Source organism: Microbacterium sp. 77mftsu3.1, from assembly GCF_900100525.1.
Classification (GTDB): Bacteria; Actinomycetota; Actinomycetes; order Actinomycetales; family Microbacteriaceae; genus Microbacterium; species Microbacterium aquilitoris.
The window spans coordinates 1-12,423 of the sequence record NZ_FNCR01000001.1 but is presented as its reverse complement, the minus strand read 5'-3'; the positions used below and the strand labels follow the sequence as shown (position 1 = coordinate 12,423).

General features: G+C 63.4%; 14 protein-coding genes and 1 pseudogene. 6 read left to right on the top strand and 9 right to left on the bottom strand.

The features are described 5' to 3' along the window. Positions 1-7: 7 nt before the first annotated feature. The gene (locus BLR68_RS00070; protein ID WP_081626436.1) at positions 8-292 is read right to left on the bottom strand and encodes a helix-turn-helix transcriptional regulator; all 285 of its coding nucleotides are present in this window, start codon (positions 290-292) and stop codon (positions 8-10) included. 192 nt (positions 293-484) lie between these two features. On the opposite strand from BLR68_RS00070, the gene BLR68_RS00065 reads away from it, so the two are divergent. Continuing rightward, entirely contained in the window at positions 485-937 is a 453-nt protein-coding gene (locus tag BLR68_RS00065) for a hypothetical protein (protein WP_018186390.1), read from the top strand. Beyond that, on the top strand, positions 934-1,746 hold the full coding sequence (locus BLR68_RS00060) for a metallophosphoesterase family protein (protein WP_018186389.1): 813 nt from the start codon (positions 934-936) through the stop codon (positions 1,744-1,746). The genes BLR68_RS00065 and BLR68_RS00060 overlap by 4 nt, the downstream gene beginning before the upstream one ends. Here BLR68_RS00060 and BLR68_RS17660 read toward each other — a convergent pair. Next, positions 1,722-1,970: a hypothetical protein gene (locus BLR68_RS17660; RefSeq protein WP_026302823.1), complete on the bottom strand. Its 249-nt coding sequence runs from the start codon at positions 1,968-1,970 to the stop codon at positions 1,722-1,724. The genes BLR68_RS00060 and BLR68_RS17660 overlap by 25 nt on opposite strands. Positions 1,971-2,177: 207 nt before the next feature. Between BLR68_RS17660 and BLR68_RS17655 the strand changes: the two genes are divergently transcribed. Together BLR68_RS17655 and BLR68_RS00050 are read left to right on the top strand one after the other, a co-directional pair. Beyond that, entirely contained in the window at positions 2,178-2,660 is a 483-nt protein-coding gene (locus tag BLR68_RS17655) for a hypothetical protein (protein WP_143015709.1), read from the top strand. Next, positions 2,657-3,238 (top strand): HAD domain-containing protein, encoded by a 582-nt coding sequence (locus BLR68_RS00050; RefSeq protein ID WP_018186387.1) that lies wholly within the window; start codon positions 2,657-2,659, stop codon positions 3,236-3,238. Before BLR68_RS17655 ends, BLR68_RS00050 begins: the two co-directional genes overlap by 4 nt. Positions 3,239-3,696: 458 nt before the next feature. On the opposite strand, the gene BLR68_RS00045 is transcribed toward BLR68_RS00050, so the two are convergent. The 3 genes from BLR68_RS00045 to BLR68_RS00035 form a co-directional block, all read right to left on the bottom strand. Continuing rightward, a complete protein-coding gene (locus BLR68_RS00045; RefSeq protein ID WP_256335276.1) occupies positions 3,697-3,936 on the bottom strand; it encodes a hypothetical protein in 240 nt (79 codons plus the stop codon). A 113-nt stretch (positions 3,937-4,049) separates the two neighbouring features. Then, positions 4,050-4,964 (bottom strand): cutinase family protein, encoded by a 915-nt coding sequence (locus BLR68_RS00040; RefSeq protein WP_081626435.1) that lies wholly within the window; start codon positions 4,962-4,964, stop codon positions 4,050-4,052. 323 nt (positions 4,965-5,287) lie between these two features. Next, positions 5,288-6,115, bottom strand: coding sequence for a ubiquitin family protein (locus tag BLR68_RS00035; protein WP_018186385.1), 828 nt, complete (start codon positions 6,113-6,115; stop codon positions 5,288-5,290). Positions 6,116-7,663: 1,548 nt separating this feature from the next. Between BLR68_RS00035 and BLR68_RS00030 the strand changes: the two genes are divergently transcribed. Then, complete coding sequence (locus BLR68_RS00030; RefSeq protein ID WP_051082774.1) at positions 7,664-8,602, top strand: NaeI family type II restriction endonuclease; 939 nt, start codon at positions 7,664-7,666, stop codon at positions 8,600-8,602. On the opposite strand, the gene BLR68_RS00025 is transcribed toward BLR68_RS00030, so the two are convergent. After that, positions 8,603-9,583 carry a DNA cytosine methyltransferase gene (locus BLR68_RS00025; RefSeq protein WP_018186383.1) on the bottom strand — a complete coding sequence of 327 codons (981 nt, stop codon included), beginning with the start codon at positions 9,581-9,583 and terminating at the stop codon, positions 8,603-8,605. Between the two features lie 236 nt (positions 9,584-9,819). Between BLR68_RS00025 and BLR68_RS00020 the strand changes: the two genes are divergently transcribed. Beyond that, on the top strand, positions 9,820-10,509 hold the full coding sequence (locus tag BLR68_RS00020) for a CatA-like O-acetyltransferase (protein ID WP_018186382.1): 690 nt from the start codon (positions 9,820-9,822) through the stop codon (positions 10,507-10,509). Here BLR68_RS00020 and BLR68_RS00015 read toward each other — a convergent pair. The 3 genes and pseudogenes from BLR68_RS00015 to BLR68_RS00005 all read right to left on the bottom strand — a co-directional run. Continuing rightward, positions 10,481-11,375: pseudogene (locus tag BLR68_RS00015) on the bottom strand (IS5 family transposase). The gene BLR68_RS00020 and the pseudogene BLR68_RS00015 sit on opposite strands and share 29 nt — an antisense overlap. A gap of 10 nt (positions 11,376-11,385) precedes the next feature. Then, positions 11,386-11,826, bottom strand: coding sequence for a very short patch repair endonuclease (locus BLR68_RS00010; protein ID WP_256335275.1), 441 nt, complete (start codon positions 11,824-11,826; stop codon positions 11,386-11,388). Then, a partial coding sequence (locus tag BLR68_RS00005; protein WP_218123338.1) for a hypothetical protein occupies positions 11,826-12,423 on the bottom strand: 598 nt, incomplete at its 5' end. The genes BLR68_RS00005 and BLR68_RS00010, both read right to left, overlap by 1 nt.

The following is a 12,423-nucleotide window of genomic DNA, read 5'->3' as shown; positions in this document are numbered from 1 at the left end:
CTCGACATCAACGAGAGCGTAGGTCTGGCGGATCGGCCGGGAGCAGATCTGCCAGTTCTGCCTGTAGAACTTGAGCGAGTGCAAGAAGAGCACGGAGGCGGGGGTTCATCGGCTCGCCAGGCTTGGAGAGGCCTCGCTCATACTTTTGGTACGTCCAGCGGGACAGCCCAGCCCCGTAAGCTACGTCCTCCTGGCTCAGCCCGCGCGCGATCCGGGCTGCGTGCAGATTCAGCCCGAGTTGGCGGCCATACGCGGCCCACTGCTCCGACGCCTCTGATCCACCCTGCTGCACACTTCAAGGCTCCTCACATGCCTAACTTGTGTGGCCTAACTGGTGTGGCATAATCGTCAAGCCATACGAAACAATCTGTCCTCGCTGCGGCGCCGGTGCGCCCTCGAACTGCACGTGTGATGCCGTAGACGACAGTCGGGTCGAGTCGTCGAGCGGCTCCGTGTCAGAGTCGGCCCTGATTGTTGAGATGTTGTGACCGTCGACACGCGACCAATATGGTGGCGAGCTATCGAGGGAAACCCGCCCACTGAATGGGACCTCGCCTTCGAAGGCCTGACCGGCGACGAGCTGGCGGACGAGTGGGGTCTTGCCGCCGCAGTTCTCATCGCACGTGTGCGCCGCAAGACCGGTCAGGGACCCACCTTCGCCGAGCTCTTCGAAGCCCTACTGCCCGAGACCAGTTACATCCACCCGAGGTGGCCCAGTGGCGTCACCCGGTCCGCTCGAGCTCAGACGATGCGGCTCTTCCGACTTCATGTCGCGATCGAGTGGAAGCGTCGAGGGTGGATCAACTTCGACACCAACGTGTCCCGAAGCTTGCGAGTCGGGCGCGCGTTCCGCCAGCAGTCACGTCAGCGCCAGGCTGATCGTCGGGACCGTGCCAAGAAACAATCGAGCGGGCTGCGCGGAGGCGACCCCTCATGAAGGTGCAGGGTACCGCGGCCGCGATCGACCTCCCTGATCGCCGCGTTGCGGTGTGCGGAGACTGGCACGGTCAATGTGGCTGGGCCCGGCTGGTACTCAGGGGCCTCTCGCGGATCGCGCCGGACGTGTCCACCGTGATCCATGTCGGCGACTGGTCGATGAACCTCAGCAAGAGTGACGAGATCTGCGCCGCGTTCGGGATCGAGCGTGTTCTGGTGGTTCCGGGCAACCACGACTATCCCGCCCTATCGAATGTGCTGAATACGCACCCCGGTGTGGCCGTTCGTGTGAGTCGAAGCTCCTGGCTATTGCCCAGGCCCTTCAGGATGAGCGTGGGCGGTCGGACCGTGCTCGCCCTCTCTGGTGCCACCTCGGTCGACCGGTACTGGCGGCTCCCGAATGAGTGGTCGTCGGACGAGACCATCAGGGATGAGGATGTGGCCGCGGCTATCAGCGGGGGGCCTGCGGACATCATGGTCACCCACGAATCCCCGTCCGACACCCCGGTCCGCGCAGTCCGTCACATCCTCCGCACGAACCCTCTCGGTTTCCCCCGCGAGTCAATCGTCGAGTCGGCCGCGTCGCGCGTGCGTGTCCGTCAGGTGTGGGATGCCGTCAACCCGAAGCTCGCGTTCCACGGGCATATGCACGCCACCGGTGGGGGCACCACCCCGGATGGCCGTCGGCTGATCAGCCTGGGCTGCAACGGGCAGGAAGGCAATGTCGCGATCGTGGACTTGCGTGATCTGTCCACCGAGGTGCCGTCGCTGCGTGAGCTCCGCGCTCACGAGGCAGAGACGGAGAAGTAGCGGTGGGTGCGGGCACGGAGAGCGAACCAGTCGATGACCGGCACCGACCCGTCGTCGCAATCGAGCTGGAAGGTCTGCTCGCCGTCGACAAGGACCCCCCACCGCGCTTCGCGGCGATGAAGTATCCCCGCGAGGCCGAGACGCCCGATGACGCCGCCGGGGAGACGGAGTGCAGTGAGGGTGATGAGCCCGGTCGGGGGGACCGGTGGGGGTGGCTGTCCCATGACGGCCGATCGTGGGTGCTCAGCCTTCTCGCTCGCGGTATCGAGGTTGTCTGGTGGTCACGGTGGCACGACTCTGGGTACGAGTACTTCGGTCACGCCCCGGGCCTGCCGCGGATGCCTTCCGCGCGACATCCCGACAAGTCCGGCGACCCGTCGCCTAGCGAGTTCGTGGAGTCACCGCTCCATATGCGGGCCAAGGGACGCCCGTTGCTGATCGTCACCAACCTCCGGCTACAGAAGGTCGAGGAGGACTACATCCGCTCGCGCCGTCCCGCAGACCGGGCGATCACTGCGCTGAGGACGATCACACGGTCCGACGGACACGCCCTCACCACGATGGCGGAGATGGATGGGTGGCTCGCGCTCGCACGCACTGCCCCGGGCCAGGAGGCTCTGCGACGTCACCGGCGGAGGATGCGCGCGCGGCCTCCCCGCGACGCGCCACGGACCGTGCCGATCGGAGGACGGCTTCCCCCGAGGGCTGAGGTCGACTTACTAAACGAACGGTTCCCGATTGTGGACGCGTGGGTCACGCAACTCATCGGCGGGATCCGAGGTGTACTCCAGGAGCGAGGCTACGACCTGGCTGACCTCGGCTCCGTCAAGGAGATCGTGGGACTGATCGAGGCCGTGATCAAGCAAGCCGATAGTGCCCGCAAGACTGACCCGAACAGGAAGACAGACGCATGAACGAATCGAACCGCCCCATCATCGCCTTCGACTTCGACGGCGTGATCCGCATCCCAAACGCGAGACCCGGCATGGAGTACCGCGACAACATCCTCACCGCCGAGATCGCGATCAGTGAAGACGCGTTCCCGACCGAGCACCACATGCCACCCCTCTGGGACGAGCACGGCCTCTGGCGCGAAAGGCATTCCTTCTCAGGCGCCGCCGTCGACTGGATCCGCAGCCTCCTGGCGCGCGACGTCGAAGTCGTCTGGGCGACCACCTGGGTCCAGTACGTCAACCAGCACTTCAGCCGCCCTCTCGGTCTTCCATCCCTGCCCGTCGCTGTTGTCAACGACGGCATCCACGACGAGGACGCGATCATCTGGAAGGCGAGGCAGCTGGCCGAGTACCGACCAGGCCACCCGCTGCTCTGGATCGACGACGAGATCCAACCCACCTGGGCAGGCGCGTTCCACTTCGCCCGACGAAAGGGTGGAAGCGACGCCACCCGCTATCACCGCGTCACCGACCGCGAGAGAGGGTTCACCTCCGCCGATGCGGACGCGTGCGAGCAGTGGGTGGCTCGACGGTTGTGATCAGCCACCTCCTCGAGGCGCACATCGGTATTTCGGGGTGATCGCGTCGAGCCACCACGACGACGCACATCAAGCTGGCAGTGAATGCCCCCACTCCAGGATCGAACCCGAACCCGCGTCACGAATCGCAGCAATACCTGCAAGCCGCCTTGCAGAGAAGCATGCATTGGATATCCCTGCCGTGAAGGGGAATGAGCTGGTCTGAAGAACCCTCGCGGACGCGGCACTCGGTGGCCGGTGCCGGTGCCGGTGCCGGTGGGCAAGTGTCGGGGAGCTCGCGGACGAGGCAGGTGTCCCGTCGCGAACCGGTTATCTCGCTCTCGAGAAACTCATCCAGGTCGGCGCCGTTGACACGCGGTCACCGGGGATCTCCACGACGAACCCGGGAAGCTCCTCACCATCCTCGCGGCGCATCTGGAGTCGACGGCCCGAAGCCGACCGAGCCGCGCGAATCTGCCTCAGGTCATCGCCTGATCGAATAAGAACAGTGCTAGAAACAGGCCGGCGACAATCATGGCACTGCTCAAAAGAGGCAGCCAGGCGAGATCGATCTGTTTGCGCCAAGCCACCACGACGCCGACGGCCGTAACGACGAAACTGCCGACCGTGAAGGCGAAGAACAGCATGCCGGCTCGGTCAGCCCCTGCCCAATCACAGTCGGGCGAACAAGCGTTACCGGCGAAGATGGTGTGCCACACCCAGATCCCCGTTGTGACGACGGCTGTTACGACCTGCAGCACTGCGACGGCAGCGACTGCCCCTCCAGCTGTTCGCCCTGATTTCGCCACACGGACAGTATTCCGCGTCATGGTCAGTTGAAGTTGTCGGTTACGTACATGTACCAGTTGAAGACGTCCTGGGTCTTGCCGGTGTACGAGTTGTGAGCCGTGTCACTCCACGCCCCCGTGTACGGGCTGCGACATGCCCAGTCGCCAACGTTGCAATAGGCGCGGACACGAGGAAAGTACCCCGACGTCGTGCTCGACAGGTTGTCGTAGTTCCAGCCGTAGAACCGGTAACCGTTGTTGATTGCGGTCGTCCTGGCATCGGTCCGCTTAAGGAAGCCATTCGATGCCGATACGCCTTTCGCGTTCCACTTTTGGTTCTGATTCGTTGAGGGATCGCCGTAGACAGCTGCTGCGTCGATGAAGGCCGCCGTGCTAGTCCCTGCGAGATTCCAAAGAGTTCTAGTGACAACATCGGCGCCGCCTGAGTGGCCAGCCAGAAGAATCTTCGGCACCCTCGGGCAGGCGATGATCGACTTGATCTCATCCGACAGAAGCCGCACGCCCTCATTGACCTGCGCTTCGTAAAAGTTGTCCGACCCTGACGACGCAGTCCATGCCAGGCTCTCCGTCCAAACCGGGAAACCCGCGCCGAAGTCCGACCGCATCTTGGTGACCAGCGGTACGAGCTGATCTCCGTGACCCCCGCTGAGCCAGACTCTGCCGTCGCGAAGATTGCTGCCTTTCGACGCATCAACTCCTCGGGCTGTGATCAAGACCGCGTAAGCGGAGCACTTACTAGTTGCGACCTCGGCGTTCGCTGGCGGCCCAACGACGAGGGCGGCGATCAAGCCGAGGAAGGCCGCGATGGTCGTGAGGAGGCGGCGTCGTGACCCGCCTGCGATGTGATTACTACTTCCCCGAACGTCACTTCGTCGCATCAACGGCACCCTTGTCGTCAGTTTTTTGAGGTCTTCGAATCGGCTTTGAGCGCGCCCCATGCTCGCCGTTGCTCAAGCTAGCGGGAGTTGATCCCGCTATCAAGGATTAAATCCTCCAGGTGGATGAAAAGATCGGCGCTGTCGTTTGGAACTCCCCTCCGTCAGGTATCACGGCTGCCGAAATCGATCAATTCCGGCGCGGCCCCGAGAGTGAGTGGTGGGCTCCACCAGTGGGTCTGTCTTCGACTACGGCGCGCAACTTGTTCCGGGGAATTGGTCGCCGTCAAAGCCAACGAAGCGCGTGAGCGTCTCGTCAACTCCTCCACGGCGCTTAAGGCGAGGCTGACACACCGCGCATGCTCTGGGGCTGACGCCCGCTGACTTCACTCGGAGCCGGGCATGGGGTGAAGCGTTCGACTCGAGAGCGACTTCCTCGCTGTGCGGAGCCGGCTGCCGAGAGCAGAGGTTCCGAACATCACGGTTGCACCACCTCCCACGATAAGGAAGCTTGTCGAGACGCCCACTAGCATCGCGGCGGATTCGAGCTCCGCCGTGGAGAGCTCCGCAGAAGAATCACGGAACACCAGTGACAGAACGAACAAGAGGATTCCCAACCCCACCATCGAGAATCCGATGATCTTCGCTGCCGTTTTAGACCGACGCGGGCCCACGTAGGTGTCCCGCCAAGAAACGAAATCGGTATCCATAGGTGCGTCTTTCAAGCGCAGGGAAGGCTTGCCGTCAGTCAGGAATGTCCATCTGGCGGCCATGCCGCGCCGCACAACCGATGGATGTATCAGAACGGTTCCGTTTGTGTAGCTCACCTCTAGAAGCGTCTCGTCGGCGCTCGCGACCCGATGTTCCAACTGGCTTACGATCGGTACGTTCAGCTCGACCCGAGCGTCCCGGCCGTTGAATACGTTCGTAGGGATATCCCGTCTGCCGTTCGCCCAGACGTCCACCGTCACCTCGTACGGGTCCTTTACGACGGTTCCGTTGATGACGTACTGCAAATGGTCGCCGCCGCGCCCTATTTCAGGCTTGGTCAAGCTTTCGCTCGTCGCCCAAACCCACAACTCGAAGTCGCCGCGGGCGCCCCTGCGACGTTCCACCATGATTGTCGCCACGATGCCCAGCGCGAAGAACACGAGGCCCTGAATCCACGGGTAGGCCGCCGCCCAGAAATCGAACTCGGTGCCCTGTGCGTCCATAGCGAGAAACTATCAGGCACCCCCAGTTCTCCGTGGCGGCGGGCTCCTAGGTGGATTCTGCATCCCAAATCCGATGGTTTTCGGCAGGGGCAAGCGACTGTGTCGGCGGTGACACCGGACGCGAACCCGGAGGAGTATGTGGGGCGTGAGTGCCAAAGCTCCCGGCGCGGCCGACTGACTCGGCCTCTTACGTCTGCCCGCACGTTCTCGATCGCACCCGCCCAATACTCCTCGTCATCCGAGAGTGTGACGGCGACTGGATCGCCGCGTGCGGCGGCGAAGACCAGGAACAGTCGACCGCGTCCTGGTTTGTCGTTGGCTGGGACCAAGTATTCGAACGGGATCCCGCAGTCGGAGGTATAGAAGGTCTAGAGCGCGGTGAAGCAGGGCAGTCCGAATTGACCGCCCGTGGGTGATCAGCCGCCCTTCATGAAGCGGCTGATGAATGACGCGGTTACAGTCTGCATCGACGAGGTGGAGCTCACATGAGAAGTTGTCGCCGACCGACCACTTCGTCCGCGCGGCTGTGGCCTCCTCAGCATGAAGGACGGTTATCTGATTGTCGACTGCAATGATCCGCTACGCGCCAGACGCTGTGAGGTTCGTTGGCTCAGCGCTTTGGCGATTCGTTCGGACATCTGGGCTTCGTGCCACAAGACCACACAGACGGTTCACTTTCATCGAGCGGGCCCTGAAACGGGTGCCGTTGCTCCGCCTCATCTACTTCGATGTCCGGCTCGATCTATAGATCACCGAGTCCCGTCCCCGGGACGGCGACCTGCCCAATCGATGCCGTACGACCAGAACGATCGATCGTGGGTCACCGGAGGAGCGCCGCGCCCCCGACTCGAGAGCCTGTGGAGAGACGCAGCATCTCGTGGTTCACCGCGCTAGCGTCGCCAGGAATGATGGCGGACGACGGATTCGATGACGGGCAGCAACCCCGATGTTCTCACTGCGGCACGCTGATGCGAGATGCGGCTGGCGGCTACGAGTGCTTGGGGTGCGGCCTCGTCGTTCTTCGTACTGCGACTCATCCGACATCCTGGTGATCGCACCCATTAGTCATCATGCTGCCGAAAAGGGTTGAGGATCCCGGTCAGGTCGGGATACACCCCTCCCGGCGGCAGGATCGGGTGAGAGCGTCGAGATGTAGGCGCGATGAACTCGCATCGTCGCGGCGCGTAGCGAGGTGGCGGGTGTGAGCTCGATCTCCCCGAACCAGCAGCGATAGAAAACGGCGCTGCCTGACAGCCGGATCTCCACATGCCCATAAGGTTCACCGTCAGGCGTCCCAAGCTCCCACCAACCCGGGCGATCCTCCCATGTAGCGAGTAGGGGGTGCCACGACGCCATAGCTCCGAGTTTCACACATTTGTTCTTTAAGCCGAGTGGCTGATCGAAAGTGCTCTGCTAGGCCTGCTGAGCCCGAACAAGTACTCGAGCAACCTACTAATCCACGCAGAAGCGCCGCAGCCGCGTCGAAAGCGGCCGCGCGATCCGTTCCTCGGCAAGTGCTGAAAGCTCAGCGTGGATAAGCTCGCCAGCATGGCAGATGATGTGCTCGCGGAATTCGAGCCGTTCCCAGACCCCGCGCTCCAGGAAGTAGCGGACGCGCTTCTCGAGCTCGACCCAACGGGTGCTCGATGGGCAGCTATCGTGCGACACACATACGACATGATCTACAACGGTCAGGAGACGGGCCGATTCCGGTGGGATCAGCTCATGAAGACTGAGAAGACCCACTTCGGCACGCTCTTCGAAATAAACGCGCAGCGCGAGTTCGAGTTCGATGGCGGCGATGCCACCGACTTCCGAATCGCGGGGCACCAAGTTGATGCCAAGTGGAGTCAATCGATGGGCGGGTGGATGTTACCGCCCGAAGTATTTGGCGAGCTTGCTCTCGTCGCGACAGGTGACGACGCAGAGTCGCGATGGTCGCTTGGGCTCGTCAGAGTGCGACAGGAGTATCGGCGCGAGGGGGGAAATCGCGACAAGAAAAGTCAGCTCAATGCCGCCGGCAGGAGCGCCGTCCGCTGGTTGTGGCGCGAGGCGCCACTGCGCCCGAACGTACTCTTGCAGCTGCCACGCCCGACCATCGACCACATCTTTGGCCACCGCGCCGGAACTCAACGCACCAACCGACTTTTCCGGGCCGCAGAGGGGATGATTGTGCACCGTAACGCCGTCGCCACAGTCAGCCGTCAGCTCGACCACCAGAAGCGCGTGCGCTACAACGGAGGTGCCCGTTCAGCGTTGAAGGGCGAGGGAATCATCATTCTGAGCGGCGCCTTCTACCCGCATCTGGCGGAATGGCTCGGCGTTCCCATTCCTCAGCGCGACGAGTACGTTTCGGTTCGAATTGTCCCAACCGAGAACGGCGACGGCGTGCCAATCGGCGCCGGCCGTTGGCGCAGAGCACAACCTGGGGAGGCGTCGACAGTACCCGCTCCGAGACTTCCGAAGGTCGGTTCTCGAGACGAGTGACTACGCGACGACGGAAAGTGCACGCCGCTTCGTTGCTTCTGCACCGATCGCGCGCTTGATCGCGCTGCCAACACCTTGCGCCACGGGCGGCGGGAACGCATTGCCGATCTGCCGGTAGACGGCGGTCTTCCGCCCGGAGAACTTCCACGACTCATCGAAGCCCTGAACACGAGCGACCATCTCGTTCGTCAATCGGGGAATATGACGGATTGGGTGATCCGCGGATGGCGCCTCATCGGCGACGCCCTTGCCATCGACGCCAAGCGCGAGCCACGCAGCCTTCGCACGAGTAGGCCCGAGATCAGCGCCACCGTGCTTCTTCGAACCGCCGACGATCGTCGGAGCGATCGCGTTCGCGCGCTTGGCCCACGCAGTCGCCCCCGCCCAGCCGTTGACACTCATGAGTGGCAGTAGAGTTTCGCCGACCACTCGCGGTGTACCGACGGCCCCGGGCCACTCGAACTGCTTGAACTTCGCTCCTTTGATGGCCACGAGGATGAAACGCGGACGTAGCTGCGGGACACCAAACTCCGAACTCAAGAGAAGTTGCCAGTCCGTCTGATAGCCGAGCTTTTCCAGCTCGCCCCGGATCGAGTCACGGTAAGTCTGGAATCGAGCGGACGCCAGTCCCTTCACGTTCTCAAGCATGACCGCAGCAGGTTTCGCCTCACGGACGAGCCTGATCGCCTCGGGGAATAGATCACGTTCGTCCTCGGCACCAAGCTGCTTACCCGCGACGCTGAACGGGGGGCACGGCACGCCTCCCGCAAGTAGATCCACACCGCGGTAGTCGCGCCCGTTGACCTCGCGTACGTCCCCCTCGTGTACGCGCCACTCAGGCCGATTCAGCCGCAATGTTGCTGCGGCATCGCGGTCGATCTCCACCGCCAGCTCGTGCCCGAACCCTGCCTGCTCCAGGCCATACGACTGCCCGCCGGCCCCCGCGCAGATCTCGAGGACGCTGAGGTCAGAGGAGGCCATATTGAGGTCCTTTCGGTTGCCGTACTGCCACCACAATGCCAGGGGCGTCTGACACTGTACCTTCCGCGTTAGTTGACCTGGACGAGCTGCCCCGGCGAGCCTCCGCGAGGCCGACGTTCGGCTACGGAAAGGACGGCTTCAGTTGCCAGCCCTAGGCCGTGTTGATCAAGGGGTTCGGGGACTTCTCGGCGGATGTTGAACGGTGACGCGTCGCTAGGTGCTGCGAGTATGGGCGAATGGTCCTGCCCGAACCGATTGACCTCGAAACGTGGACGCGCCGCGAGACGTTCGAGTACTACCGCGAGAAGGTGCCCTGCACCTACGCCATCACCGTCGAGATCGACGTGACCCAGCTCCTCGCTGCGCTGCGACGCACAGGGCGCAAGACCTACCTCGCGCAGGTCTGGGCGATAGCGAACGCTGTGAATCGTCGCCGTGAGTTCCGGATGGCGCTCACCGAGGATGGCGCGCCCGCGACGTGGCCCGTATTGCATCCAGCGTTCACCGTGTTCAACGCGGAACGCGAAACGTTCGCCGTGGTCTGGTCGCAGTACGACGGGGACTTCGTCGCTTTCCACGAGCGCACTGCCGAGGTGGTCGCGGATGCGGCATCCGCGACCACAATGTTCCCGCAGGGCGAGCTACCGCCCGACGTATTCGACGTCTCGAGCGTGCCGTGGACGCACTTCACCGGGTTCTCGCTTCAGATCGACGGTGGCCCCCGGCATCTGCTGCCCATCTTTACGATCGGCCGGCACCTCGAACGCGGCGGGCGCACGTTCATGCCGCTGGCCGTCCAGGCGCACCACGCCTCGGCCGACGGGTTCCATACGGCGCGGCTCGTCGACGACATCCGGGAACTGATGGCGATGCCGGAATGGGTGGAGCGCTCAGCCCTTAGGCCGTACCGATCAAGTCAGTCTTGATCCAGATCAGCGTGGAAGCGAGGCTGATCGCGGCCGGGTAGTTGCGAGCGGTCTTGTCTGAGCGCGGCGCGATGCCGCGCCATTGCTTGAGCCGGTTGAAGCAGCGCTCGACGACGTTCCGGCCGCGTTAGCGGGTCTTTTGCTGGTCGCCGAAGTCGATCGGCCGGCCCTGCTTCTTGCGACGGTGCGCGATCTGATCGTGCCGCTCAGGAATCGTCGCGGCGATCCCGCGGTCCTGGAGCCATGCGCAGTTCGCCTTCGACGGGTATCCCTTGTCGGCGAGCACCCGGTCGGGACGGGTGCGGGGTCTGCCCTTCCCGGCGCGGGGCACGCCGATGTCCTCGAGCACAGCGGTCGTCATCGTCGTGTCGTTGACATTCCCGCCGGTGACCATCATCCCCAGAGGTCTACCGCGGCCGTCGCAGACCAGATGCAGCTTGGTCGTCAGCCCGCCACGGGAGCGGCCGATGCCGTGATCAGGCGGCTCGAGCCACGGATTCTTGTGATTCGGCAAGGCCCCCTGTGTCCCGCTTCAGGGTCGCACCGTGCTGATGCACGCGCGCGATGGTCGAGCCGATGGAGACAACCCAGTCGATCTTCCCCGCAGCGTCGGCCTGCTTCTGCACCTCGGCAAGCAGCTTCTCCCAGGTGCCGTCCTCGGCCCACCGATTGAACCGCTTGTAGATCGAGTTCCACTTCCCGAACCGCTCCGGCACGTCCCGCCACGGCACCCCGGTGCGGTACTTCCACGCCATCCTTTCGACAGCGAGTCGATGATCTGTCCACGGCCGCGACCGCCCGGTCACCGTCGGCATCAACGCTCCTATAACCGACCACACCTCATCAGAGATTTCCTGCCGCGTCACCGTTCAAGACTCACCCAGCCAGTGGCGGAAGCACTTGATCACCACGGCCTAGGGGGACGTGTTCCCAAACGCGCACCACTATCCACCCAGCGGTGACCAGCGCGGCCGTGGCCGCTGCATCGCGCTCGACGGTGCGCGCAAGCTTGGGCAGCCAGTAATCTGCGTTCTTCGTCGGCCGCGACCCGTGCTCGGCGCAGGAGTGCCAGAAGCACCCGGCGACGAAGACGGCTAGCCGTTTGGCAGTTAACACAATGTCCGGTCGAACGCGCGCCCCTTCAAGGTCGAGGCAGAGGTCTTTCCGGAACCGGACCCCACGAGCGTGGAGCGCAGAACGCAGTGGGATCTCGGGTTTCGTGTCCGCGCGCCGAATAGCTGCCATGTTCCGACTGCGGCCCGGCGTCGTCGGGTCGACTCCAACACCGTCGGAGCAAGATAGGCCGTCCTTTGTCACTAGCTGACTACCGAGACGCCCACCGGCTTCAAGAAATCCCCCACCAACCACTCGTAAACCGCCTTGCAGAGTCGGCGATAACGTTCGGGATCAAGCTTCTGCCCGCCAGCAGTATCACCGTGTGCAATAGGATTTCGGATCGCAGATAGGTCATTGAGGCTGTCGCGCAGCGTGACGGTCAGGAAGACTCCAAACCGAGCCGCGTGATCGTCTCCGAAACGAGCCATGAGCTTCGCGAACGACTCTGCGTTCAGGTTCGGGGTTGTCCGGTAGAAGGACTTCGCGAACTCAAGCGCTGGGCCGGATGACTTTTCTTCCAGATACCGAAGGACACACTCATGCACCAGCCGCTCGAGGAACCCCGCACAGCGTAGGCAGAGGTAGCGGCGCAGATCGTCCTGAATACGGGTCTGGTCGATCGGGATGTAACCGATCGCGCTGTGATAACGCTCAAACTCAGCCTCCAGGCGAGACCACAGCTCGTACGCCTCTTTGTGAGCGATCGGTGTCGATTGCGTCGCGCTCATGGTGGCTTCAACCGATGAGTGCTTCGACCGCCGCGCGGAGCCGCCCAACGACACTGTCTCGGTGGGAGGT